Annotated in this window: 25 protein-coding genes; 17 read left to right on the top strand and 8 right to left on the bottom strand. The window is 68.7% G+C overall.

Features of this window, described 5'->3' with window-relative positions; translation table 11 throughout:
- Positions 1–64: 64 nt before the first annotated feature.
- Positions 65–1705 (bottom strand): ABC-F family ATP-binding cassette domain-containing protein, encoded by a 1641-nt coding sequence (locus FEK34_RS01085; protein WP_138446005.1) that lies wholly within the window; start codon positions 1703–1705, stop codon positions 65–67.
- Positions 1706–1850: 145 nt separating this feature from the next.
- Between FEK34_RS01085 and FEK34_RS01080 the strand changes: the two genes are divergently transcribed.
- The 5 genes from FEK34_RS01080 (at position 1851) to FEK34_RS01060 (ending at position 5063) form a co-directional block, all read left to right on the top strand.
- Complete coding sequence (locus tag FEK34_RS01080; RefSeq protein ID WP_138446004.1) at positions 1851–2042, top strand: PspC domain-containing protein; 192 nt, start codon at positions 1851–1853, stop codon at positions 2040–2042.
- 216 nt (positions 2043–2258) lie between these two features.
- Positions 2259–2570, top strand: coding sequence for a DUF6802 family protein (locus tag FEK34_RS01075; protein WP_138446003.1), 312 nt, complete (start codon positions 2259–2261; stop codon positions 2568–2570).
- 182 nt (positions 2571–2752) lie between these two features.
- Positions 2753–3118: a hypothetical protein gene (locus FEK34_RS01070; protein WP_138446002.1), complete on the top strand. Its 366-nt coding sequence runs from the start codon at positions 2753–2755 to the stop codon at positions 3116–3118.
- A 31-nt stretch (positions 3119–3149) separates the two neighbouring features.
- Positions 3150–4697, top strand: a complete 1548-nt coding sequence (locus FEK34_RS01065) for a hypothetical protein (RefSeq protein WP_138446001.1) — start codon at positions 3150–3152, stop codon at positions 4695–4697.
- Between the two features lie 27 nt (positions 4698–4724).
- Positions 4725–5063 carry a hypothetical protein gene (locus tag FEK34_RS01060; RefSeq protein ID WP_138446000.1) on the top strand — a complete coding sequence of 113 codons (339 nt, stop codon included), beginning with the start codon at positions 4725–4727 and terminating at the stop codon, positions 5061–5063.
- A gap of 257 nt (positions 5064–5320) precedes the next feature.
- On the opposite strand, the gene FEK34_RS01055 is transcribed toward FEK34_RS01060, so the two are convergent.
- On the bottom strand, positions 5321–6184 hold the full coding sequence (locus FEK34_RS01055) for a chlorophyllase/cutinase-like alpha/beta fold protein (protein ID WP_138445999.1): 864 nt from the start codon (positions 6182–6184) through the stop codon (positions 5321–5323).
- A gap of 36 nt (positions 6185–6220) precedes the next feature.
- Between FEK34_RS01055 and glmS the strand changes: the two genes are divergently transcribed.
- Positions 6221–8104: a glutamine--fructose-6-phosphate transaminase (isomerizing) gene (gene glmS, locus FEK34_RS01050; protein ID WP_138445998.1), complete on the top strand. Its 1884-nt coding sequence runs from the start codon at positions 6221–6223 to the stop codon at positions 8102–8104.
- A 194-nt stretch (positions 8105–8298) separates the two neighbouring features.
- Here the strand turns inward: glmS and FEK34_RS01045 are convergent, their stop codons facing one another.
- Positions 8299–9516, bottom strand: a complete 1218-nt coding sequence (locus FEK34_RS01045) for an MFS transporter (protein WP_138445997.1) — start codon at positions 9514–9516, stop codon at positions 8299–8301.
- Positions 9517–9646: 130 nt separating this feature from the next.
- On the opposite strand from FEK34_RS01045, the gene FEK34_RS01040 reads away from it, so the two are divergent.
- Positions 9647–10129 (top strand): MarR family winged helix-turn-helix transcriptional regulator, encoded by a 483-nt coding sequence (locus tag FEK34_RS01040; protein WP_138445996.1) that lies wholly within the window; start codon positions 9647–9649, stop codon positions 10127–10129.
- Positions 10130–10133: 4 nt separating this feature from the next.
- Here FEK34_RS01040 and FEK34_RS01035 read toward each other — a convergent pair whose 3' ends face one another.
- Positions 10134–10547, bottom strand: coding sequence for a plastocyanin/azurin family copper-binding protein (locus FEK34_RS01035; protein WP_249358731.1), 414 nt, complete (start codon positions 10545–10547; stop codon positions 10134–10136).
- Positions 10548–10608: 61 nt separating this feature from the next.
- On the opposite strand from FEK34_RS01035, the gene FEK34_RS01030 reads away from it, so the two are divergent.
- From FEK34_RS01030 to tsaD, 7 genes are all read left to right on the top strand, one after another.
- On the top strand, positions 10609–12045 hold the full coding sequence (locus tag FEK34_RS01030) for an NAD(P)H-hydrate dehydratase (protein ID WP_138445994.1): 1437 nt from the start codon (positions 10609–10611) through the stop codon (positions 12043–12045).
- Between the two features lie 297 nt (positions 12046–12342).
- Positions 12343–13473 (top strand): alanine racemase, encoded by a 1131-nt coding sequence (alr, locus tag FEK34_RS01025; RefSeq protein WP_349292399.1) that lies wholly within the window; start codon positions 12343–12345, stop codon positions 13471–13473.
- Positions 13470–14546 carry an alpha/beta fold hydrolase gene (locus FEK34_RS01020; RefSeq protein WP_138445992.1) on the top strand — a complete coding sequence of 359 codons (1077 nt, stop codon included), beginning with the start codon at positions 13470–13472 and terminating at the stop codon, positions 14544–14546. The genes alr and FEK34_RS01020 overlap by 4 nt, the downstream gene beginning before the upstream one ends.
- Positions 14539–15012: a tRNA (adenosine(37)-N6)-threonylcarbamoyltransferase complex ATPase subunit type 1 TsaE gene (tsaE, locus tag FEK34_RS01015; RefSeq protein WP_138445991.1), complete on the top strand. Its 474-nt coding sequence runs from the start codon at positions 14539–14541 to the stop codon at positions 15010–15012. Before FEK34_RS01020 ends, tsaE begins: the two co-directional genes overlap by 8 nt.
- 162 nt (positions 15013–15174) lie before the next feature.
- Positions 15175–15897 (top strand): tRNA (adenosine(37)-N6)-threonylcarbamoyltransferase complex dimerization subunit type 1 TsaB, encoded by a 723-nt coding sequence (gene tsaB, locus FEK34_RS01010; RefSeq protein ID WP_138445990.1) that lies wholly within the window; start codon positions 15175–15177, stop codon positions 15895–15897.
- 2 nt (positions 15898–15899) lie between these two features.
- A complete protein-coding gene (gene rimI / locus FEK34_RS01005; RefSeq protein WP_138445989.1) occupies positions 15900–16415 on the top strand; it encodes a ribosomal protein S18-alanine N-acetyltransferase in 516 nt (171 codons plus the stop codon).
- A complete protein-coding gene (gene tsaD / locus FEK34_RS01000) occupies positions 16412–17455 on the top strand; it encodes a tRNA (adenosine(37)-N6)-threonylcarbamoyltransferase complex transferase subunit TsaD (RefSeq protein WP_138445988.1) in 1044 nt (347 codons plus the stop codon). Before rimI ends, tsaD begins: the two co-directional genes overlap by 4 nt.
- A gap of 49 nt (positions 17456–17504) precedes the next feature.
- Here the strand turns inward: tsaD and FEK34_RS00995 are convergent, their stop codons facing one another.
- Positions 17505–19076 (bottom strand): Hsp70 family protein, encoded by a 1572-nt coding sequence (locus FEK34_RS00995; RefSeq protein WP_138445987.1) that lies wholly within the window; start codon positions 19074–19076, stop codon positions 17505–17507.
- Positions 19077–19672: 596 nt separating this feature from the next.
- Here FEK34_RS00995 and groES point away from each other — a divergent pair.
- Both groES and groL read left to right on the top strand, forming a co-directional pair.
- Positions 19673–19975, top strand: a complete 303-nt coding sequence (gene groES / locus FEK34_RS00990) for a co-chaperone GroES (RefSeq protein WP_014349218.1) — start codon at positions 19673–19675, stop codon at positions 19973–19975.
- A 105-nt stretch (positions 19976–20080) separates the two neighbouring features.
- On the top strand, positions 20081–21688 hold the full coding sequence (gene groL, locus FEK34_RS00985; protein ID WP_138445986.1) for a chaperonin GroEL: 1608 nt from the start codon (positions 20081–20083) through the stop codon (positions 21686–21688).
- Positions 21689–21829: 141 nt separating this feature from the next.
- On the opposite strand, the gene FEK34_RS00980 is transcribed toward groL, so the two are convergent.
- The 3 genes from FEK34_RS00980 to FEK34_RS00970 all read right to left on the bottom strand — a co-directional run bounded on the left by FEK34_RS00980 (position 21830) and on the right by FEK34_RS00970 (position 23308).
- Positions 21830–22081, bottom strand: a complete 252-nt coding sequence (locus tag FEK34_RS00980) for an RskA family anti-sigma factor (RefSeq protein WP_104362060.1) — start codon at positions 22079–22081, stop codon at positions 21830–21832.
- A gap of 1 nt (position 22082) precedes the next feature.
- On the bottom strand, positions 22083–22658 hold the full coding sequence (locus tag FEK34_RS00975) for a sigma-70 family RNA polymerase sigma factor (protein WP_036533445.1): 576 nt from the start codon (positions 22656–22658) through the stop codon (positions 22083–22085).
- A 356-nt stretch (positions 22659–23014) separates the two neighbouring features.
- Positions 23015–23308 carry a WhiB family transcriptional regulator gene (locus FEK34_RS00970; protein ID WP_138445985.1) on the bottom strand — a complete coding sequence of 98 codons (294 nt, stop codon included), beginning with the start codon at positions 23306–23308 and terminating at the stop codon, positions 23015–23017.
- 683 nt (positions 23309–23991) lie between these two features.
- Here FEK34_RS00970 and FEK34_RS00965 point away from each other — a divergent pair.
- Positions 23992–24882, top strand: a complete 891-nt coding sequence (locus FEK34_RS00965; protein WP_138445984.1) for a hypothetical protein — start codon at positions 23992–23994, stop codon at positions 24880–24882.
- Positions 24883–25014: the final 132 nt, after the last annotated feature.

Here is a 25014-nt window from a genome sequence, read left to right as displayed (position 1 = left end):
TCCGATCGGTCAACCGGGTCGATACTAGGACGTGTGTCATCGGTCGGCAGCCCGGGTGGCCGCCTCACTGCTCGGTCAACCGGCCCTCGGCCAGATGCCAGCGGCGGGTGGCGCGGACCGAGTCGAGCATGCGGCGGTCGTGGGTGACCAGCAGCATGGTGCCGGTGAAGGAGTCGATGGCCTGCTCGAGCTGTTCGATGGCGGGGAGGTCGAGGTGGTTGGTGGGTTCGTCGAGGACGAGCAGGTTGACGCCGCGGGCCTGGAGCAGGGCGAGGGCGGCTCGGGTGCGTTCGCCGGGGGACAGGGTTTCGCAGGGGCGCTGGACGTGTGGGCCGCGGAGGCCGAATTTGGCGAGGAGGGTGCGGACGTCGGCGTCGGGCCAGTCGGGCATTTCGGTGCCGAAGGTGTGCGCGAGGGGCGACTCACCGCGGAACAGGCCGCGGGCTTGGTCGACCTCGCCGATTTCGACGCCCGAACCGAGCGACGCGGTTCCGCTGTCCGGGAGCAACTTTCCGAGCAGCAGGGCGATCAGCGTCGACTTGCCCGCGCCGTTCGCGCCGGTGAGCACGATGCGGTCGGCCCAATCGATCTGCGTGGTGATCGGGCCGAGCCGGAAATCTCCGCGCTGTACCGTCGCCTCGGACAGGGTGGCGACCACCGCGCCGCTGCGTGGTGCGGCGGCGATCGTCATCCGCAGCTCCCACTCCTTACGCGGCTCCTCGACCACCTCGAGTCGTTCGATGCGGCGCTGGGTCTGCCTGGCCTTGGCGGCCTGCTTCTCCGTGGATTCCGCGCGCATCTTGCGGCCGGCCTTGTCGGAGTCGGTGCGGGATTTCCGGCGCGCGTTGCGGACGCCGTGTTCGAGCCAGTTGCGTTGCATTTGCGCCCGGGCTTCGAGATTCGCCTTGGTGTCGGCGAACTCTTCGAAGGCTTCGCGGGCGTGCCTGCGGGCGATTTCGCGTTCGGCGAGAAAAGCCTCGTAGCCGCCGTCATAAACGTCGACGCGTTGCTGCGGCAGATCCAATTCGACGATCCGATTCACCGTGCGGGCCAGGAATTCTCGATCATGGCTGATCACCATCAGCGGAACCCGGACACCGGTGACGAACTGCTCCAGGCGGGCCAACCCGTCCAGATCCAGGTCATTGGTCGGTTCATCCAGCAGGAGAATGTCGAAGCGGGACAACAAAACCGAGGCCAAACCCGCACGCGCGGCCTGACCGCCGGACAGGCCCGTCATCGGGGTGTCGAGGCCATTGGGCAGGCTGTCGGCCAGGCCGAGCTCGTCGGCCACCTCCAGCGCGCGCTGATCCAGGTCGGCGCCGCCCAGGGCGAGCCAATGCTCGAGGGCGGGCGAGTATACGTCGTCGCCACCGTCGGCCAGGCGTTCCGCGGCGGCGTCCATCGTCTGCTGCGCGGCCGTCACGCCGGTTCTGCGGCCGAGGAATTCGAGCACCGTCTCGCCGGGGATGCGTTCGGGTTCCTGCGCGAGGTAGCCGATCGTCGCGTCCGGCGGGCTGAGCGTGATGGATCCCGACGCTGCCCTGCGGTCGGCCAGCATGCGCAGCAACGTCGACTTGCCCGCGCCGTTCACGCCGACCAGACCGATCACATCGCCCGGCGCGAGCGTCAGGTCCAGGCCGCTGAACAAGGTGCGTTCGCCGTGTTCGGCGGACAGGCCGCGCGCGTGCAGAGTGGTGCTCACCTGCACGAGTGTGCCGTGTGTCGGTGGACACCCTGAGTCCGGGGCCTGCGGAAATCAGGGTGGGAATCAGTACCCGGACCGATGCCGCGGCGGCCGGATTCGCGGACAGTGGATGGGGAAGCGATCGACACCGAGGAGAGCTCCCATGACCGCACCCGCACGCCGTTTCACCCGCTCCACCAGCGACAAGTGGATCGCCGGAGTCTGCGGCGGCATCGCCGAATACTTCGGGTGGAACGCCAACGTCGTCCGCCTGGCCTTCGTGTTGTCCTGCCTGCTGCCCGGACCGCAGTTCCTGGTCTACCTGGTGCTGTGGATCATCATCCCGAAGGAGTAGTCTGCCCGGCCCTCTGAACAGCGGCCGCGCGAACCACCGCGCGGCCGCTTGCTCGTGCAGCCGAACCGCGCCCGATGCGAGGTCGCCGCCTGCTCGTCGCCGAACAAACAGCGGCGCCGGCGCACTCGACGGCGACCGCACGCGGATGACAGGATGTAGCCGTCCGCCATTCGGCTGGTGACCGCGCCCCACACGAGCCCCGTTTCAGGAGGAGCCATGATCAGCTCGGGTGAATTCCCCGGCCTGGATATGCCCGACATCGACGCATCCTCGTCCCTGGACGGCCTAGGCGCCGTCGAACTCAACAGCCCCACCCAGGACATCAACGGCGACGGCATCCTCGACACCATCACCACCACCGACGACGACGGCATGCACGTCTGGACCGACACCGACCTCGACGGCTACGCCGACCACGTCACCATCGTCGAGGACGACGGGGATTACGCGGCGTGGGAGTACCACCGGAATCCGGATGGGTCGGGGGAGTGGAGGAAGACCGATGAGGGGCGGTTGGGGGAGAAGTAGGGGCGTTCGCCAGCGCTTGGCCCTGCCCTGCCGGGCCCAGTAGATTTCCCCGGGATGAAGGTCTGGCTGCATCGGGTCAGGTCTGATGGAACCGAACCGGCATGGCATGCGTCGAAGTAGGTAGCCAGCACATATATCCCGGGCAGCCGCGATGCCCGGGAGGTCAGAACGGAGGGGTGCGCATGGCAGGAACCGTCAAGGTCGATCCGACTACCCTGCAGCAGATCGGATCCAACCTGCGAGCGTCGGCGAGCGTACTGGGCAATCGAGCGACAGACATCGAACGCCACGAGTTCGGGCCCGCACAGGCGGGACGTCTCTATGCCAGCGAGGGGACCAAGATTCACGATGGGCTGGCCCGGATAGCCACTTGGTTGAAGAATTGGCAAACCGCGATTGACAAGTCTGGGTCGCTGATGTCTTCAAACGCAAGCACATACGCAACCACCGAAGATGGGAACGTCGAGAAGTTCCAGGCTACCGGCGTTCAACTCACGTCTCCTGTAGGCAGCACTGGTGCTGAGCTGGCCGAAGCGGGCCCGCTGTGATCGATAAGACTCAGGCTGAGGGCGATGTCCGATGACATATACCGCAGCGGAGAACGCGACTTCACAGGACATCCTGGACGACGGCGCAACGGGCCTCCAGTATTTCAAGGAGTACCTGGCACGTTACGCAACCTGTCACGAAAAGTTCGGGATGGGCCGGTCGGATATGCCCGCAGTCGAAGCGCTTTACGCGAAGTACGACTGGGAACGTGGCATGGATCTCGAGACCCTTCAGCGAATCGGTGACGAGTTCGACAGAGTCATGTCCGTGGTCGGGGGAGAGCTCGAGAACCAAAAGGTGCAACTCACCGCGGTCGCTGAAGTATGGCAGGGTGACGCTGGCGACGCTGCCCACAGCATGCTCAATCAGCAAGTGGCCAGAGCTGAGTTGGACAAGGAAACCGTAGCCGGCGTGCGGGAAAAGCTGGTCGCGGTCGACGGTGCACTTAGGGCGATCCTCGTCCATAAAGCCAAAACCGTCGATGCCTACTGGAATGAAAATGGGCCAGATCTTCCCGGTAACACGGGGCGAAAGGACCTGGATCGAGTTATCGATGAGGCTGAACACTGTTTTACAGAAGGGGCTCGTGAAGAGCGAAAGCGATGGTTGCGTGACATTTTTATGCCCCACGTGGAAAACAAGGTAGACGGCTTCAACGCGCTGTGCCGCTCAACTGAGGATTCCATTCGCCTGGTATACGGCGAACTGGCGGATCTGCTCGGCCGGGTGAATACCGATGCCTACCCGATGCCTTCGGAACCGGCCGCTCCCAGCCCGAGTCCGAGCCCGAGTCCGAGCCCGAGTCCCAGTCCCAGTCCGAGTACACCGAGTACACCGAGTACACCGAGCGAGGTGACTGAGGAAGACACCGACGAGGAATCGGTAATCGATTCAGCCCTTAGCGGGTTGGCGACTCTGGCCGATGTCGCCACAGAATTGTCGCCACTCATCACGACCGTCGCCTCGGCTGTCGGCGATGGCCTGAGCTCCCTGGCCGGATCGATCACCGAGGGCGTCACCGGCGCGATCGAGCAGTTGCAGACCGCTGCCACTGGGCTGGTAGACGCAGATGGTGACGGCGTGCCAGACAATGACAAGGATGGCGACGGGAAGCCGGACGCGGATAAGGACGGCGACGGACAGCCGGATGAGGGCAATGGTCTGGATCTCGCCGGCAAGCAAGTGAAGCTCGAGATGGGGCCGGACGGTCAGTTGAAGATGGTCGTCACCGAACCCGACGGAACAACAACTGATTACAAGGTTGAACTGAACGAACAGGGCATTCCCGAGGTCGTAACCGATCAGAACAAATCTGATGAAGTTGAACCGTCACCGGCCGACAGCCAGGCTGACGGCGCGCAACCGGGATCCGGACAGGGCTCGGTGCCCCCGCCGGGAGCATCAGGCGGGAAGCGGGCAGAGGATAACGAGCACCTGCCGCAGGACTATCCGCCTAGCGAACCCGAGGTGGAGCCCGTGCCGGAGCCGGTGCCGCCGCTCGTACCACCAGTGCCCGAAGTGCCGCCGGCGCAGCCATTCGATACGGGCGCGGAGCTTTCGGAGGCTGGACCGTTGTGATCGACCCGGAATATAAGTGGGGTGGCCATGAGTAACACCGATGACAGAATCGAACAGATCCTCGAAGCTCATCGTCGACGCTTAGCCGCGATCAGAGAGGATGAGGAAGAACTCGAGAGCCGACTCGAAGCCCGCAGTGCGGAACTTTTCCAGGCAATGGCAGTGGCTGATGCTGAAGCCGCAGAAGCTGAAGAGAAAGCTCGAGCAGAAGCAGAAGAGCGTGAGCGGCTCGAGGCCGAAGCCCAGGAGCAGCGCGACGCGATTGCCCGGTCGATGGCGGCGAGACGAGGCAAGGACGTGGTTGCCCCGGTCGATGAGGACGATGAAGAGGCGCAGTACTACCAGCGGAAGAGTTGGTTGGTTTAGCTAGCTGGGGCGTCTGGGCGAAGACGTGACGAGGGCACATCAGCGCGGTGAAACCCGGGAAGCTCCACGCTGCTGTGCCACTCGTGGGTGGCGATCTGTCGTCCGTGTGACCGCGGGGCGGATTCGGATCCGAATTGGGGCGGGTGGAGCGATGTGTGCGTAACCCGCGCGATCGCCGCGGCGGATTCGGCCTAGCAGGTGGCGCGATGTGAAGGCCGACCGCTGCGCGATACGGGCGTGGAGAAGACGCGCTCCGACTACTTCCGCACCAACGCGACCAACTGCCCCAGCTTGGCCGGGCTCGGCTTCTCGACGGGTACCTCGTCGGCGTGGGGGTCGATGAGGTGGGTGTGGGGGATGGAGGCTTCGGGGTCGGCGAAGGCCGAGTAGGTTTTGTCGCCCTGGACGGTGGCGAGTAGGTAGCCGGTGAGCAGGGCGCGGGTGGTTCGGGCGGTTTTGTGTTCGTGTTTGCCTGCGCCGAGCAGGGTCATCAGGCGGCGGCCTTCGGGGAGGCCGTCGGCGGAGGCTTTGTCGATGGTGCGCAGGAGCATGGGGCCGCCCCAGGCTGCGGCCAGGGGGATGGCGTTCGAGTTGGTGGAGCGCAGGTCGGTGGCGCCGGCGAGGATGAGGGCGGGGGTGTCGATGTCGGCGGCGATGGATTCGGCGGCGGGGGCGGTGGGGGCCGGGAAGAGGGCGGCTACGGCGGCTACCCGGCGCTGGGCGGCGGCGATGACGGCGGCGCCCGCGCCCATGGCGTGGCCTGCCAAGGCCAGCTTGTCGGGGTGGACGCTGATCGCGCCGTCACCGAGGCGCACGCCGGCGCAGATGTCGAGGGTGGTGAGCAGGTCGGTGGCCAGGCCGAGGTGTGAGGGGATGGGGCCGCGTTCGGTGTCGGGGGCGGCGGTGACGAAACCCCAGGACGCCAGGTGTTCCAGCAGCGACCGGTAGTGGTCGGAGCCGGTCATCCAGCCGTGGCCGAACGCCACGGCGGGTAGGTTGCGGCCCGAGTCGGGGGTGTACACGACGCCGGGCTGGCCCGCGATGGCCAGGTTGCCGCGCAGCACCCGGTGCGGGCCGCGGCTGGTCAGGGTGCTCAGGAGGGATTTCACAGACGCCGACACGACGTGAACGTTATCCGATAAGTACTCTGGTGAGCCATGTGCGGAATCGTGGGGTACGTCGGGTACCGGGATGCTCTCGGCGTCGTCGTCGACGCGTTGCGCCGCATGGAGTATCGCGGATACGACTCGGCGGGCGTCGCGATCCTCGACGGAGCGGGCGCCATCGCGGTGGAACGCAAGGCCGGGCGTCTCGCGAATCTGGAGGCTGAGCTGGGCGAAGCCGGTGCGGGCGCGTTCGCGGGCAGCACCGGCATGGGGCACACCCGCTGGGCCACGCACGGCGCGCCGACCGATCGCAACGCGCACCCGCATCGGGACGAAGCGGGATCGGTCGCGGTGGTGCACAACGGCATCATCGAGAATTTCGCGCCGCTGCGTCGTGAACTCGAAGAGGCCGGTGTCGAGTTGCGCAGCGATACCGATACCGAGGTCGCGGTGCATCTGGTGTCGCGCGCCTACGCCGAGGGCCCGACGGCGGGTGATTTCGAGGCGAGCGCGCTGGCTGTGCTGCGCCGCCTGGAGGGCGCGTTCACGCTGGTCTTCACTCACGCCGACCATCCGGACAAGATCATTGCCGCGCGCCGCTCCACCCCCCTGGTCGTGGGTGTCGGCAAGGGCGAGATGTTCATCGCCTCGGACGTGACGGCGTTCATCGAACACACCCGCGAGGCCGTCGAACTCGGCCAGGACCAGGCGGTGGTGATCACCGCCGACAGCTACCGGGTCACCGACTTCGCCGGCAACGACGCGGGTTCACGCACCCGGCCGTTCACCATCGACTGGGATCTGGCCGCCGCCGAAAAGGGCGGGCACGACTACTTCATGCTCAAGGAGATCGAGGAGCAGCCCGCCGCGGTCGCCGAAACGCTCATGGGGCATTTCGACACCAGCCACGGGGGCTCCGGCCGGATCGTGCTCGACGAGCAGCGGCTGGCCGATCAGGAACTGCGCGACGTCGACAAGGTGTTCGTCGTGGCCTGCGGCAGCGCCTACCACTCGGGCCTGCTGGCCAAGTACGCGATCGAGCATTGGACCAGGCTGCCCGTCGAGGTGGAGCTGGCCAGTGAGTTCCGCTACCGCGACCCGGTGCTCGACCGCTCCACGCTGGTGGTGGCCGTCTCGCAGTCCGGCGAAACCGCCGACACGCTGGAAGCGGTGCGCCACGCCAAGGAGCAGAAGGCGCGCGTGCTGGCCATCTGCAATACCAACGGCGCGCAGATTCCGCGCGAATCCGATGCGGTGCTCTACACCAGGGCCGGGCCGGAGATCGGCGTCGCCTCGACCAAGGCGTTCCTGGCGCAGGTGACGGCCAACTACCTGGTCGGGCTGGCTCTCGCGCAGGCGCGCGGCACCAAATACCCCGACGAGGTGGCGCGCGAGTTCGCCGAGCTGGAGGCGATGCCGAAGCTGGTGTCGCGGGTGCTGGAGACGGCGCCGCAGGTGCGAGCGATCGCGCGGGAGCTGGCGCAGGTGCCGACGGTGCTGTTCCTCGGCCGCCACGTCGGCTACCCGGTCGCGCTCGAAGGTGCGCTCAAGCTCAAGGAGCTGGCGTACATGCACGCGGAGGGTTTCGCGGCGGGTGAGCTCAAGCACGGTCCGATCGCACTGATCGAGGACGGGCTGCCGGTGATCGTGGTGATGCCGTCGCCGAAGGGTCGCGCGGTGCTGCACTCGAAGCTGCTGAGCAATATCCGCGAGATCCAGGCGCGTGGGGCGCGCACGATCGTCATCGCGGAGGAGGGCGACGATACGGTGCGCCCGTTCGCCGACGATCTGATCGAGATCCCGTCCGCGCCGACGCTGTTCCAGCCGCTGCTGTCGACGGTTCCGTTGCAGATCTTCGCCGCCGAGGTGGCGCAGGCGCGTGGGTACGACGTCGACAAGCCGCGCAACCTGGCCAAATCTGTCACCGTCGAATAGATCGCCCAACGACAGACAACGACCCGGACCACTATCGGTCCGGGTCGTTGTCCGTTCCGCCACCGGGGCCCGAGCTCGCGGGCGTCGAGAGCTACATGACTGAAGCATCGTGCGAGTAGACCTCTCGCTCATGTGTCTCTCGTGCCCGGAGACGGGGGCTGTCGCGTGGAGTGCGGGTGGGTAAGGCCTGCGTGCTAGCGGGCTGGTGCCATGGCCTGGCTGTCGATCGGGGCCGGATCGGCCGTGCTCGGGCCGGGGCGGTTCGGCGCGGCGCCACGTTCCAGCCTTGCCGACACGACGGCCAACCCCAGCGCGCTGGCGGCGAGCAGCGCGCCGACCCAGTTGGGGGCGGTGTAGCCGAGCCCGGCCGAGATCACGAGACCGCCGAGCCATGCGGCCAGCGCATTGCCCAGGTTGAACGCGCCGATATTGATCGCCGAGGCCAAGGTCGGTGCGCCGGCCGCCTGGTCGAGGACGCGCTTCTGCAAGGGCGGCACGGTGGCGAAACCGAGCGCGCCGATCAACACGACGGTGACGGCGGCCAGCGGCTTGCTGTGCGCGGTGACGGTGAACAACGCCAGCACCGCCGCGAGCAGACCGAGCGAGATGTACAGCATGGGCATGAGGTGCCGGTCGGCGTAACGGCCGCCGATCAGGTTGCCTGCGAACATGCCGAGGCCGAACAGCACCAGCAGCCAGGTCACCGAGCCTTCTGCGTAGCCGCTGACCTCGGTCATCATCGGCGCGAGATAGGTGATGGCGGCGAACACACCACCGAAACCGAGCACTGTCATGGCCATGGCGAGCAGCACCTGCGGATTGGCCAGGGCGGAGAATTCCGAACGCAACCGGGCATCGCGCGGTGCCGGCTGGTCGGGCACCAGCGCGGCGACGCCGACGAGTCCGATCACACCGATCACGGCCACCAGCGCGAAGGTGAGTCGCCAGCCGAACTGCTGGCCGAGCAGGGTGCCGAGCGGCACGCCGACGACGGTCGCTGCGGTGAGACCGGTGAACATGATGGCGATGGCACCGGCCTTGCGATCGGCGGCGACCAGACTGCCCGCGACCACCGCGCCGATGCCGAAGAACGCGCCGTGCGCCAGTGAGGCGACGATCCGTCCGGTCAGCATGAGCGCGAAGCTCGGTGCCACGGCCGACAGCAGATTTCCCGCGATCAGCAGCAGCAATGATCCGAGCAGCATGCGTTTGCGGGAGACGCGGGTGCCGAGCCCGGTCATCACCGGCGCGCCGGCGACGACGCCGAGCGCGTAGCCGGTGACGAGCAGGCCCGCGGTGGGGATGGACACCGTGTAGTCGGCCGCGATGTCGGGCAGCAGCCCCACCACGATGAATTCGGTTGTGCCGATGGCGAACGCCCCGAGGGTCAGGGCGAGCAGGGCGAGCGGCATGGAAACGCCTCCACTGTTGTCTACGAGCTTTACAGGCGCTGACAATAATTGCGTGTGCATTTAATTGCAAGCGCTGGCTATTTCGGAAGTCATCTATCCTGGGGGCAGAGTTCCGAGGGAAGGACCATCCATGACCGCCGACGCCGCTCTCACCGGCCTCGCCGATGGCTGGTACGCGCTGTCGCTACTGCACGACCGGATCGAGGCGCATATCGAACGCGCTCTGCAGACCGGCCACGAGCTCAGCGTGCGCGAGTACTCGCTGCTGGTGGTGTTGTCCCGGCAGCACGACGGGCCGGGCGGGCACCTGCGGATGCATCAGGTGGCCGAGGCGGTCGTGCTGAGTCAGAGTGCGACGACGCGGCTGGTCTCCCGGCTGGAGGATCGCGGGCTGTTGCAGCGATACCTGTGCCCTGACGATCGCCGCGGCATCTACACCGACGTCACCCCGGCCGGTCTCGAACTACTCGACCGGGCCCGGCCCACCCACGACGCGGCGTTGACCAGCGCACTTCAGCAGGCCGCCGCGAATCCCGAACTGGCGCCGCTGGTCTCGGCGGTCGAAGCGTTGAACGCGGGCAGTGCGAGCAGCTGCGAATATCGTCCCGTGTGAGGGCCTACCGCACGGTGATGGTGCCGCGCATCTCCGGATGGATGGGGCACAGGTAGCGGAACGTGCCGGGGGTCGTGAAGGTGTGGCTCCACTCGCCCTCGGTGAACAGCGGGCTGTTGATGCCCATCGCCTTGTCGCCGATGCCCTGCACGCCGTGCACGACGTCGTCGGAGAACTTCCAGGTGACGGTGTCGCCGACGGCGATGGTGAGGTCGGCGGGGGAGAACGTCATGTCGTCGACGTCGACCACGAAGGTCTGGGCCTGACCGTCGGCGGCGGGGGCGGAGGTGGCGGCCGAGGTCGCGGTGGTCGTCGGCCCGGCGGGGGCCTCCTCGTCGGAGCCGCAGCCGGACAGTAGCGCCGCCGCGACGACGAATCCGGCGGCGATGACGGTGGCGTGACGACGCGGCGTAGGCATGATGATCAAGCGTAGTCTGCGGAGGTCACGGCCCGAGCAACCAGTGGAGGTGCGTGTGGCGATGTGTTCGCAGCGGGGCTATTACTCCGTCGACGCGGTCCGGGCGGCCGAGGCGGAGTTGTTCACCAGGGTCGCGGCCGGGGTGCCGATGCGGCGGGCGGCGTACGGGCTGGCGATCGTCGTCGCGCAGGAGTTGCGTGCCCGCACCGGTGGTGTCGCGGGTCGGTCGGTGACGCTGCTGGTCGGCTCGGGCGATAACGGTGGTGACGCGTTGTGGACGGGTTCGTTCCTGAGGCGTCGCGGCGTGGTGGTCGACGCGGTGTTGTTGAATCCGGAGCGCGCGCATGCGGAAGGGCTTGCGGCGCTGCGCAAAGCCGGCGGACGGGTGTGGGCGGACGTCGGCCGGCCGGATCTGGTGATCGACGGCATCGTCGGCATCTCCGGACGTGGTTCGTTGCGGCCGCGGGCGGCGGAGATCGTGTCGCGGATCGAGGCGCCGATCGTGGCGGCGGATCTGCCGAGCGGCGTCGACCCGGACACCGGCGCCGTCGACGGTCCGGCGGTGCGGGCGCAGGTGACCGTCAGTTTCGGCGCCTATAAACCCGTGCATGCGCTGGCCGCGGACCGGTGCGGGCGAATCGAGTTGGTGCCCATCGGATTACGGCTGCCCGAGCCCGATCTCGTCGCCCTCGAACCGCGTGAGATCGGGGCGAAGTGGCCGGTACCGGGCGCGGCCGATGACAAGTACAGCCAGGGCGTCACCGGTATCTGTGCCGGCAGTGCGGCGTATCCGGGTGCGGCCGTGCTGTGTACCGGGGCGGCCGTGGCGGCGACCTCCGGGATGGTGCGTTATGCGGGCAGCGGCGCGGACGAGGTGCTCGCCCACTACCCGGAGGTGGTGGCCGCGCGCAATGTCGCGTTGGCCGGGCGGGTCCAGTCCTGGGTGTTCGGTCCCGGGTCCGGCACCGACGACGGCGCGTGGGCCCGGATGGCCCAGATCCTGGCCACCGACCTGCCCGTCGTGGTCGACGCCGACGGCCTGACCCTGCTCGCCGACCATCCCGCCATGGTGCGCGACCGCACGGCACCGACCGTGCTGACCCCGCACGCCGGCGAATTCGCCCGCCTCACCGGGCAGCCGCTCGGCGCCGATCGCGTCGCCGCGGTCCGCGAACTGGCCGCATCGTGGGGCGTGACGGTGCTGCTCAAGGGGCGCGCCACGTTGGTCGCCGAACCCGGTAAACCGGTGCTGGTGAACGAGGCGGGCGGATCATGGGCAGCGACGGCGGGCGCCGGTGACGTGTTGTCCGGTGTGATCGGTGCGCTGCTCGCCGCCGGCCGGGAACCGGGCTGGTCGGCGGCCGCGGCCGCGCGAGTGCATGCCTTGGCCGCCAACCTCGCCGCCGCCGAGGGTCCGGCCGCCGCGCCGATCTCGGCGACGCCGCTGCTGCATCACCTGCGGCCCGCGATTCGCACACTTCGCGCACTCGCCGAGTGATCGTCGGACCGCGCTCCGAAACTCCCTCCGTCGCTCTGTTCTCCGCGACCCCATTGCTGCGGCACCTGAGGCCTGCGATCGGCACGCTGCATGTTCTCGCTTCGTGGCGCTCGACAGCCTGCTGGTCTGCACGCGGAGTTCCGGTCATCGCTGTGATCTCCGCGACGCGCTGCTGTGACACCGGCCGCGCCCCCGTGGGTCGCCGCGCCCCTTGCCGCTCGACCCAAGCCTGCCGATGCCGAAGACCAGGGTGGTCGCCCACCCCGGACGACCGCGTTGGTGGCAGGATCGGGAATCGTGAATGCGCAAGTGGAGACGGTCGTCGATCTGGATGCCATCGCTCATAACGTGCGGATCCTGCGTGAACACGCCGGCGGGGCGACGGTGATGATCGTGGTGAAGGCCGATGGCTACAACCATGGCGCGGTCGAGGTCGGGCGGGCCGCGCTGGCGGCGGGCGCCGCCGAACTCGGCGTCACCACGATCGGTGAAGCGGTGCAGCTGCGCGAGGCCGGGATCACCGCGCCGATCCTGACCTGGCTCAACAACTCCGACGCCGATTACGGTGCCGCGATCGCCGCCGATATCGAGATCGGCGTGTCGTCGCTGTCGCAGCTGCGTGGTGTCGAGGCCGCGGCCCGGCGGCTCGGGCGCACCGCGATCCTGACCCTCAAGGTCGACACCGGCCTCAACCGCAACGGCGTCTCGGTCACCGAATACCGCGAGGTCCTCACGGCGCTGCGGGCTCTGGTCGACGAGCAGGTGGTGCGCTTCCGCGCGATCTTCTCCCATCTCGCGCACGCCGATGAGCCGCACCACCCGATCATCGACGTCCAGCGCGACCGCTTCGTCGAGGCCATCGCCACCGCCAAGGAGTACGGCCTCGAACCGGAGATCACGCACCTGGCCAACTCGGCGGCCACGCTGACCCGCCCGGATCTCGCCTTCGACATGGTGCGCCCCGGCATCGCGGTGTACGGCCTGTCGCCGGTCCCCGAACTCGGCGATTTCGGGCTGCGCCCGGCTATGACCTTCCAGGCCGAGGTCTCGCTGATCAAACAGGTCGCCGCCGGTGAGGGCGTCTCCTACGGGCATGAATGGATCGCCCCGCACGACACCACCGTCGCGCTCATCCCCGCCGGTTACGCCGACGGCGTCTCGCGCAGGCTCGGCGGACGGTTCGACGTCTGGGTGCGCGGCGCGCGCCGGCCGAGCATCGGGCGGGTGTGTATGGATCAGCTGGTCATCGACCTCGGCGAGAACCTCGACGGCGTCACCGAGGGCGATACCGCTGTGCTGTTCGGCGCCGGTGACAACGGGCAACCGCACGCCCAGGAATGGGCCGACCTGCTCGAGACCATCCACTACGAAGTGGTGTGTTCGCCCAGGGGCCGGGTGGTCCGGCGATTCCGAGGCGGCCCGCGGTGACCAAACGGAAAGTGACCGTCCTGCGCGGCGGTATGGCGACCGCCGGCCTGGTCGCGGCTTTGGCCGGGGTGCACGCGTTGCGCCGGGCCGGGGCGCGGGTACTGGTACCGGTGAGCCGGGATCCCTATCGGGGCGAGGACTTCTCGCTGATCGACTCCGATCCCGCCGACGAGGTCCTCGCCGACGACGGCGTGCCGCTGGCCATCCGCGAATGCGGTCCCGCCGATGCCCCCGTCACGGTCGTGTTCGTGCACGGGTTCTGCAACACCATGGAGTCGTTCCACTTCCAGCGTCGTCATCTGGAGCAACGCTGGGGTCCGCAGGTGCGGATGGTGCTGTTCGATCTGCGCGGGCACGGGCGCTCGGGTGTGCCGGAGACCGACAGTTGCACGGTCCGTCAGCTCGGCCGCGATCTCGTGCGCGTCATCGAGGCGAAGGCACCGGGCGGGCCGCTGGTGCTGGTCGGGCATTCGCTCGGCGGGATGGCGATCCTGGCCGCGGCGGCGCAGTACCCGCAGCTGTTCGAGCAGCGGGTCGCGGGGGTCGCGTTGCTGTCGACGGCGGCGGCCGAGGTGGCCAGCGCGGGGCTGGGCCAGCTGTTGCGCAACCCCACCCTCGACGGCTTCCGGATGGCGGTGCACACCGCGCCCGCGCTGGTGCAGACCGGGCGGATGACGGCCAAGCATGTGATCGCGCCGATCCTGCATGTCAGCTCGTTCCACGGCTCGGTGAGCCCGACATTGTCGCGGTTCGCCACCCTGATGATCGACCGCACTCCCGTGGAGACGATCGTCAAGTTCCTGAAGGCGATCGAACTGCACGACGAGTCGGCCGCGCTGCCGGTGCTCGCCGACATCCCGGTGCTCATCCTGGGCGGCAAACACGACCTGGTGATCCCGTTCCGCAACTCCCGCGCGCTGGCGCGTGAACTGCCGGACGCCGAACTGGTCGAGCTGCCGGAAGCCGCGCACATGCCGCAGCTGCAATTCGCCGACCTGGTCGACGCGGCGCTGGACCGGCTGCTGCTGCGCGCCGGCGTCGTCACCGACACACCGGAGGTGACCGGTGACTGAACACCGCCGCACCCTGCCCACCGTGGCCGACACCGAAGCGCTCGGCCGGGAACTGGCCGCCGGCCTCGTCGCGGGCGATCTGGTGGTGCTCGACGGCCCGCTCGGCGCGGGCAAGACCGCACTGACCCGAGGCATCGCCGACGGACTCGGCGTGCAGGGACGGGTCAGCTCGCCGACGTTCATCATCGCGCGCAGGCACCGCGCCGGAGAGCGCCGTGGCGCGGCCCCGGTGGCGCTGGTGCACGTCGACGCCTACCGCCTCGGCGGCGGGCTGGACGAGCTCGACGCCCTCGACCTCGACACCGATTTGCACGACGCGGTGGTCGTCGTCGAGTGGGGCGGCGGGGTCGTCGAGCACCTCACCGACCGTCATCTGCGGGTGCGGCTGGCCCGCGAACCGGAATCGGATGTGCGCGTCGCGACCTGGGAATGGATCGAGCGCACCGACGATCCCGACGCGGGCTAGCGGCCTACTCGAGTCATCGGCAGCGGTGGTTTCGCCCGCCCGCGCATGCTCGGCAGGGCTGTGACGTGGGCAACCTCGTGCGAGGTCCGCGCACACGGCTGCGCGCCGCGACCCTCATGGCTGCGCGGCGCGTGGGGACCAACCGGTATCGTTGGGCCAATCATGCTTGTACTTGCTGTCGACACCGCGACGCCCGCCGTTACAGCGGGATTGGTGGAATTGGAGCAGTCCGCGGCCGGTGCCCAGACACCGGCCGACGTGCGCACCATCGCCGTCCGGGTGCGGGTCGACGCCCGCGCCCACGCCGAGGTGCTCACCCCGCAGATCCTCGAATGCCTCACCGAGGCAGGGCGATCCAGGACCGACATCGCGGCCGTCGTGGTCGGCGTCGGCCCCGGACCGTTCACCGGATTACGGGTCGGCATGGCCACCGCGGCGGCCTTCGGCGACGCCCTCGGCATCCCGGTGTACGGCGTGTGCAGCCTGGACGCCATCGCCGCCGACGGCGCCCGTGACCTGGCCCCCGGCGCGGAGCTGCTGGTGGTCACCGACGCCCGCCGTCGCGAGGTGTATTCGGCGCGCTACCGCGAGGACGTGCCGTGGGCGCTCGGCGGCATCGGCCGCCGGGTAGCGGGTCCAGAGGTCGGCAAACCGGCCGAGCTGGACACCGAGAAGGCCACCGTCATCGCGGGCTCGGCCTCCCACGTCGACCTGTTCGACCTGCCGGTGCTTCCGGTGGAGACCCCGTCCCCGGCCGGGCTGGTCCGGGTCGCGGCGCCGCAGGTGCTGGCTCGTGCGGTGCCCGAACCGCTGGTCCCGCTGTATTTGCGCAGGCCGGACGCGGTCGAGCAGAGCTACCGCACCCTCGATCGGACAGGGGCGTAGCCGTGGGCATCCGCATCGAACCGATGACGGTCGCCGATATCGACCGCTGCGTGGAACTCGAGCAGCTGCTGTTCCCCGAGGACGATCCGTGGCATGCGGTGTCGTTCCGGTCGGAACTCGCGGCCGGGCACAACCGCTACATCACCGCGCGTGACGAGGACGACCGCATGGTCGGCTACGCGGGCATCGCGCTGCTCGGCGACAACGAACACCCCGAGGCCGAGGTGCACACCATCGGCGTCGACCCGCAATGCCATCGCGCCGGTATCGGCACCAAACTGCTCGAGGCGCTGCTCGCGGAGGCCGCACTGCGCGGCGGGCCGGTGTTCCTCGAGGTCCGCACCGACAACGCCGCGGCCATCGCGCTCTACGCCAAGCACGGATTCCACATCATCGGCCTGCGCAAGAACTACTACCACCCCAGCGGCGCCGACGCCTACACCATGCGCAGGCCCGCGCTGTCCTCGGCCAACGCGCAGTGGGGCGAGGCGAATCGACCGGATGAGGTGCTGTCGTGATCGTCATGGGTATCGAGAGCTCCTGCGACGAAACCGGTGTCGGCATCGTGCGCCGCCACCCGGACGGCACGTGTGAGCTGCTGGCCGACGAGGTCGCGTCGAGCGTCGACCAGCATGCCCGCTTCGGCGGTGTGGTGCCCGAGATCGCCTCGCGCGCGCATCTGGAGGCCATCGTGCCCGCGATGCGGCGCGCGCTGTCGAGTGCGGGCATCGTCGCCCCTGACGCGCTCGCGGTCACCATCGGCCCCGGTCTCGCCGGTGCGCTGCTGGTGGGTGTGGCCGCCGCCAAGGCGTACGCGGCGGCCTGGGATGTGCCGTTCTACGCGCTCAACCATCTCGGCGGGCATGTCGCGGTCGACACCCTCGAACACGGACCGATGCCGCCGTGCGTGGCGCTGCTGGTGTCGGGCGGGCATACGCACCTGCTGCACGTCACCGATCTGGCCGAGCCGATCGTCGAGCTGGGCAGCACCGTCGACGATGCCGCGGGCGAGGCGTTCGACAAGGTCGCGCGATTGCTCGGCCTCGGATTCCCCGGCGGCCCCGCACTCGACAAGGCCGCCGCCTCCGGCGATCCGAAGGCCATCGCGTTCCCGCGCGGCATGACCGGCCCGCGCGATCCCCGCTACGACTTCTCGTTCTCCGGGTTGAAGACCGCGGTGGCCCGCTATGTCGAGGCCGCTCAGCGCGACGGGGTCGCCGTCGAGGATCTGCCGATCCCGGATATCGCGGCCTCTTTCCAGGAGGCGGTCGCCGACGTGCTCACCATGAAGGCGGTGCGCGCCGCGCAGGACGTCGGCGTCGGCACGCTGGTGCTCGGCGGCGGCGCGACGGCCAATTCGCGGATCCGCTCGCTGGCCGAAGAGCGTTGCGCGGCGGCCGGTTTGGAGCTGCGGGTGCCGAAGCCGCGGCTGTGCACCGACAACGGAGTGATGATCGCGGCGCTGGGCGCCCACGTCATCGCGGGTGGTGCGCAACCTTCGCCGCTGACCGTGGCGACCGATCCCGGACTGCCGGTGTCGGTCAGTCAGGTGTCCTGAGCCCGTTACCTGCCTGCCAGGCCGGGCGGGCCGGCCGACAACCGGCCCGTCAGTGCGCGGGTGCCGTCGGCTGTCCGTCCGAGGACCCTGTGCCGGGCCTGGGGAGTGGCACGCGGCCCTGCGCGGGAGCCTGAGCTGGTGGGCCGCTCGGCCGAACGGTCGTCGGCGCGGTGCCCGGAGTTGGTGTGCTGCTGGTGCTCGGCTCTGTGCCGGCGCCTTCGCGGCCCGTCTCGGGAGCTGCCCCCGAACCGGATGGTGCGGTGGTGCTGGGCGGGAACAGCGGGCCGAGCAGCTCGGGCAGCTCCGGGAAGGGGATCGACGGCAGGTTCGGGTCCGGCCGCAGCGTCGGTTGCGTGGACGAACTGCGCGGTGTGCTCGGCGCGGCGCCGGTGGTGCTGGGCACCTGGTCGGGGCTCGGGCTGGGTGCGACGGTGGTGCCGGTGGGGCGGATGGGGGACTCGCGCTCGCCGCCGGTGGTGGCGCTGCCTGGGATCGCGGGCGGGTAGGACGTCATCGTCGGCGGCAGTTCGGTGCTGCTGGTGGTGCCCGCCGGGGAGACGTCCTCGCCCGAGGTCGGGGCGAGCGCCTTCACCCCGTAACCGATGACCAGGCCGACCACCACGATCGCCCCGGCCAGTGTGCCGACGACCTTGGTGAACGTGCCCACCGGGGCATCCGAGGCGAGCGCGGCGACCGAGCCCGCGGCGGGCTGGGTCTCATCGGCGACCAGCGCGGCGCCCTTGGCGATGACGGCGTCCGGATCCGGGACCGTGAGCACCGGGATGTCGAGTTCGTGCTGGAGGGTCTCGACCACGGCGGGAACATTGGCGCCGCCGCCGATCACGCAGACCGCTTCCGGACGTTCGGGTGCGCGCCCGAAGGTGACCGCGGTGAACGCCGCCAGTTCGCGCAACTGATCGGCGATCAGTTCTTCGAAGTCGGTGCGGGTGAGCTTGAGTGGGCGCCCGGCCACGTGGTCGATGGTGACCGCGGGCGCGATGGACAGGTGCTCTTTGGCGGCGCGGCCCCGGTTGGTGAGCATGGTCCGGTTGGGGCGGGTGCCGCGGCGGGCGTAGTGGGCGTCGACCAGATGGTGGTAGATCAGCTCGTCGATGGCGTTGCCGCTGACGGTTGTGGTGCGCGCCGAATGCAGCACGGTGCCGTCGGCCTGGGTGGCGACGGTGACGGTGACCCCGGACGCGCCGAAGTCGACCAGCGCGACGGTGCGGTACCGGTCGACGAGGCCGGTGTGGCGTAGGTAGGCGAGTGCGGCGGTGGCCTCGGGCACCAGCTGGAGCTCGTGCTGCTTGCCGGTGGCCGAGCGGATGGCCTGGGCCTGGGACTTGCTGCGGTAGGCGACCGCGACGGCGGTCGGCGGGCTGCTCAGCGCCGCGTCCAGTTCGAAGGCCTTGGTGCCCGCGTAGCCCGTATCGTGCGGGTGGGTCGTCGGCAGCTGGGTGGTCATCAGCTCGATCGACGAGGCGACCAGATCGCCGAGATCGGAATGGGCGTCGGCCGACACCACGCGGTAGTCGAAGCTCTGGGCACCGTTGCCCGCGGTGGCGACGAGCGCCGAGCACACCACCTCGTTCCCGGCGGAGATACCGAGGGATGTTCGCATGTTCACCTCCCTTCGAGCGGATGGTCCTGGTGTCGGGCGACCATCTCGAATGGACTCCCGGAGCACCGCGTGGATGACGATCGAACCGGGTTCGCTATCCGGGCCGTCTCGTTGCCGGGTGGGCGCGGGGACGGTCGTGGATCAGGTGTTGCTTGGCTCTACTGTGCAGCTGGGCCGGATCGTTCGTGACGGCCTGGCGTCCGCGGGGACGCCGGTTCGTGATGAACCCGGCGGCCGCACAGCGACCGTCGTCCATACTGTCACAATCCGTTATCCGAACGTTACAGATTTTGTGAAGTAATAGGAAGCCCTCGGAGCTGGGGGCGTGCCGAATGTATAGATCGGCCCTGCGCTGCGGCGATGACTGTGATGACGATCCGGCGAATTGGCACAGCCCGCCCTTGAGCGCTGGCACTCTCATGTATAGAGTGCTAGTGGCGCTGTGTGATGTGTGTGCCAGTGCCAGTTCGACTACTGAGCAGGTCCCGGCACCCGCGACGACGGGGCCGTGCGCAGGCGTCGGCATCGTGACCGAACCGATGGTCCGGGACAACAGTCCCGGACGACCGTTATCCCCTGAAAGTGGAGGGCTCAACGTGGCGAGCGTGAACATCAAGCCGCTCGAGGACAAGATCCTCGTCCAGGCCAACGAGGCCGAGACGACGACGGCCTCCGGCCTGGTCATCCCGGACACGGCGAAGGAAAAGCCGCAGGAGGGCACCGTTGTCGCCGTCGGCCCCGGCCGGTGGGACGAGGATGGCGAGAAGCGCATCCCGCTGGATGTCCAGGAGGGCGACACCGTCATCTACAGCAAGTACGGCGGCACCGAGATCAAGTACCAGGGTGAGGAATACCTGATCCTGTCCGCGCGCGACGTGCTGGCTGTCGTCAGCAAGTAAGTCATCGCTGCGCTTGGCGTTCCGCCCCGGTGTCGACTTCTGACCCCGGGGCGGAGTGCGTTCCGCGCACTGTGACAGCGCACCGAAACACAGGAGCGAACACATATGGCAAAGCAGATCGAGTTCGACGAGAAGGCTCGCCGGGCTCTCGAGCGCGGTGTCGACAAGCTCGCCGACGCGGTCAAGGTCACCCTCGGCCCGCGCGGCCGGCACGTCGTGCTCGCCAAGGCGTTCGGTGGCCCGACCGTGACCAACGACGGTGTCACCATCGCGCGCGACATCGATCTCGAGGACCCGTTCGAGAACCTCGGCGCCCAGCTGGTCAAGAGCGTCGCCACCAAGACCAACGATGTCGCCGGTGACGGCACCACCACCGCCACCGTGCTGGCCCAGGCCCTGGTGCGCGCCGGACTGAAGAACATCGCCGCGGGCGCCAACCCGATCGCGATCGGCTCCGGTATCGCCAAGGCCGCCGACGCCGTCTCCGAGGCGCTGCTGGCGCAGGCCACCCCGGTCTCCGGTGAGCAGGCCATCGCGCAGGTCGCCACCGTCTCCTCGCGGGACGAGGAGATCGGCGAGATGGTCGGCAAGGCGCTGACCACGGTCGGCAAGGACGGCGTGGTCACCGTCGAGGAGTCCTCGACCCTGCAGACCGAGCTCGTGGTCACCGAGGGTGTCCAGTTCGACAAGGGCTACCTCTCGCCCTACTTCGTCACCGACACCGACACCCAGCAGGCCGTGTTCGAGGACGCCTACGTCCTGCTGCACCGGGAGAAGATCAGCTCGCTGCCCGATTTCCTGCCGCTGCTGGAGAAGATCGCCGAATCCGGCAAGCCGGTGCTGATCATCGCCGAGGACGTCGAGGGCGAGGCGCTGTCCACCCTGGTGGTCAACGCCATCCGCAAGACGATCAAGGCCGTCGCGGTCAAGGCGCCGTTCTTCGGTGACCGTCGCAAGGCCTTCCTCGACGACCTCGCCGTCGTCACCGCGGGCACCGTGGTCAACCCCGACCTCGGTATCACGCTGCGTGAGGCCGGACTCGAGGTGCTCGGCAAGGCCCGCCGCGTCGTCGTCACCAAGGACGACACCACCATCATCGACGGTGCGGGTACCCCCGACGCCATCGCGGCCCGCGGCGCCCAGCTGCGTCGTGAGATCGAGGCGACCGATTCCGATTGGGATCGGGAGAAGCTCGAGGAGCGGCTGGCCAAGCTGGCCGGTGGCGTCGCGGTGATCAAGGTCGGCGCGGCCACCGAGACCGCCCTCAAGGAACGCAAGTACCGGGTCGAGGACGCGGTCAGCGCGGCCAAGGCAGCGGTCGAGGAGGGCATCGTCCCCGGCGGCGGCACCGCGCTGGTGCAGGCCAGTGCCAAGCTGGTCGAGCTGCGTGACTCGCTGTCCGGCGACGAGGCGGTCGGTGTCGAGGTGGTGCGCCAGGCGCTGCGCGCGCCGCTGTTCTGGATCGCCACCAACGCGGGCGTCGACGGCTCGGTCGTGGTCAGCAAGGTCGCCGAGGGCAAGGAGGGCTTCAACGCCGCCACCCTCAGCTACGGCGATCTGCTCACCGACGGCGTCGTCGATCCGGTGAAGGTGACTCGTTCGGCGGTGATCAACGCCGCGTCGGTGGCGCGAATGGTGCTCACCACCGAGAGCGCGATCGTCGACAAGCCTGCCGACGAGGGCGACGATCACGGGCACGGCCACAGCCACTGACGGGCAGGCCGCGGCCTTCGGGTCGATCGAGCGGACCGTTCATGTTCCCCGCGGACGTGAACGGTCCGTTCGTCTTTCGGCCGTTCGAGCGCGGGACGCGGGACACCGCAAGAGAATCCGGGGCGAGACCCCGGGAAGAAGTCAGGAAGCGACCGGCGGCTGCTCCGCGGCGATCGCGGTGAGCAGCCGCCCGCGCAGCGCCGCCGGCGGCTGAACAGCCGTCGCGGCGGCGAGCGCTCCGAGGGCCTCCCTGGTGAGGTGCACCTCGGTGATGAACTCGGCACGCCGAGCGGGGTCTTCACTGTCGAGCAGTTCTTGTACCGCTTGATGGTCTTCGTCGTCGATCGATCCGAGCGCGACGGTGTGCGCGAGATCGATCTGGCGTTCGTTCATCTCACGTCACCCCCAAACTTTTCTTCAGTCGTGTCAATCCATCCCGAATACGGGACTTAACGGTCGGTAACCCTACGCCCAGATGGCTGGCCACCTCGGCGTAGGTTCGCCCGCCGTAGTAGGCGAGCGAGATGGCCTCCCGTTGCGTCTCGGTGAGGGCACCGAGGCTGTCCAGGACGGCCTGCTGTTCGAATTTACGCTCGACCTCCTCGGTGACCTCGTCGAAGTCGTTGCCGAGAACCCGTATCCCGTAAGCGACTTCGCGCTGGGTATGGGCCTGCTCGGCCCGCACCCGGTCGACGGCGCGGCGATGTGCCAGCGTCATCAGCCAGGTGGCGGCCGACCCCTTGTCCGGATCGAAACTCGCCGCCGTTCGCCAGACCTGGAGATAGACCTCTTGAGCGGTCTCCTCCGCATAGCCCGGGTCATGGAGGACGCGCAACACCAGACCGTAGACGCGCGCACACGTTCGGTCGTAGAGCTCGGCGAAGGCTTCCTGGTCGGACTGGCCACACCGATGTAAAAGCGCGGCGAGTTCGATGCTTTCAGCTGCGCGTGCCGAGACCGCAGATTCCACACTGAGTGGAAAGGCTTCTCCACGGAACGAGTCGCCCTCTGCGGCCGGCGGCCGCGTTGTCACAACGCTCCATTCTGTGTCATCGGTCACTACCGTAGCGTGCCGCTATGGGATTCGCTCGGCAGGGGCCCTGTGCGGCAGCGTGCGTTTCGACGCCGACAGGCGCACTCGGTGGTGACCGAGGGCCTGACGGGCGTTGTCGTGCGTACGAGCCGAACGACCGTGTGCCGGCGCGCGACTCGACCGATAGTGCTGTCAGCAGTTGTTGCTAGGAATTCGGCGCCCTGCGCGATGCGGATGGGAAGGGATTCGCAATCCGTCGCGAACGCCGACGTGTGAGGGTGACCAGCGGCGACTCAGACCGCCATCCGGCGCCGATTGCGCCGGGCATGCATCTCCCGCTCGGTCTCGGACATGCCGCCCCAGATGCCGTAGGGCTCGCTGACTTTGAGGGCGTGGCTGCGGCACTGCATCAGCACCGGGCAGCTCTGGCAGATCTCCTTGGCGCGCATCTCGCGCGCGGTGCGGGCGCGGCCGCGCTCGCCGTCGGGATGGAAGAACACCGCGGAGTCCACACCGCGGCAGGATCCGCGCATCTGCCAATCCCAGACATCGGCGTTCGGTCCGGGAAGGTGGGTGGGCATGGGCATGTGTGAACTCCTCGTGGTGCGAGCTCGTCGACGTTGTCGAGCAGGTGGTCTGCAACTTCTCCCGGCGCGGATAGTGATCCGGCCGAGCACATTCCGGCCACGGTGCGGCGTGTGTCGTCCGAGAGCCCGCCAATGATGGTCGCTGCAATTTCGCGCGGCGCCGTCCGTGGCGATGAGTTACGTTAGGTCCCGCCGCGAATTTCCGTCAATAGTTCGGCGCAGCGGTTTCTCAAATGTTCAGCGGCCAAATTTAACCTCGGCACTGTTTACTTTTAACGTTCCTTCCGGCGATAATGGCCGGTTGGCTTGACGGCGGTGCGCCCCCATGTCTCCGGCATCGGCGAATCCGTGCAGGTGGCAGTGGTCTTCGGTGTGCACGATCAATGGCGGAGTCGTCATCGCCCGCGCGGCGTTGCGGGCGCGCTCCGCCGGGGGTGTGATCCAGGCAGGGGGAGATGGCGATAACGGGGCGCGCGGGTTAATTGCGCGAAACGCATATGAATTCGAGGGGTGCACGCCGGCCGATTGCCGGGGCGAGTTTTACCTGATGGAAACATGACGCGCACCGACACATTCGTTTCTCCATATGCTTCGCGCGCAAAAGAACGCTGAACGGTTGCTCGTGTGGCGCGTTGCCACGCCGCAGGCGGTGGTCGCGGAACGGGCCGGGATAGAGTGCGGCCGTGTTCGTCCCGGTTCCCCGCCACGACCCGCACGCCGCGCTGCTCGCCGACGCCGCTTTCGGCACCCGCCCCGGAGTGTCCGCTACCGAGTTGCCGGCCGCCCGCGATGCGCGCGAAGCCTGGCTGCGCGCGGTGGTGCTCGGTGGCCAGGGCCGCTATGCCGCCGCCCGTGCCGAACTGCGGGGGTCGACCGAACACCGGGTCGACCCGGTGCTCGCCGCCCTCGCCGCGTCCACGCGCGGCTCACTGCTGCGTCAACTGGGCTGGCATGCCGTCGCCGCCCGGCACGACGGGGCCGCCGCGGCACTCGTCTTGCCCGGCCTTTCCGGGGAGGACCGCTCGTCGGCGCGGCACGCGCCCGACCGGCTCGACGCCGCCTGTGACGCGCTGACCGGGCTGGCCGCCGACGCGCTCGGGACCGGACGCACCGATCTCGCCGCCGACCTGCTCGCCCGGGTGCGCACCGTGCTCGGCGAGGCCGCCGAAGCGCCGGGCCCGGATCGGCTGCGGCTCGCGATCCGGCTGCGCTGGGTGAGTGCCGAGACCGCCCTCGCGGCCGGACGCTTCGCCGAGGCCCTACCTCATGCCGAGGCGGCGCTCGCCCTCGCCGAACAGGGTCCGTCGGTGCGGCATCAGGTGAAATCGCGACTGCTGCTCGCCGCCGCGACCGCCGCCAACGGCTCCGCCGGCCGGGCAGGCGAGCTCGCCGAGACCGTCGCCGCCGACTGCCGTGAGCACGGGCTGCTGCCGCTGCGCTGGGCCTGCGCCATGCTGCGATCCGGAGTGGCCGCACGTGACATCGATCGCACTGCGGCACAGCGCGAGGCGGCCGAATGCGCGGCCGCCATCGAACAGCTCGGTGGCCGCTTCCGTCCGGCTGCCGCCGGCTGACGATCTTCCGGCCCCCGATAGGCCCCGGTCGGCGGCCGGTTGACGACGCAGTTGCCCGGTTCGGCAACGGGTGTCGCTATTGTTAGATCCGTTCCGCTACACCCGCGGAAGCATCGGTCGATACCGGCCGTG

It is taken from the genome of Nocardia cyriacigeorgica, assembly GCF_005863245.1.
GTDB lineage: Bacteria > Actinomycetota > Actinomycetes > Mycobacteriales > Mycobacteriaceae > Nocardia > Nocardia cyriacigeorgica_C.
Note: the sequence above shows the minus strand (reverse complement) of the source record. Positions and strands in the feature narration are given on the sequence as shown.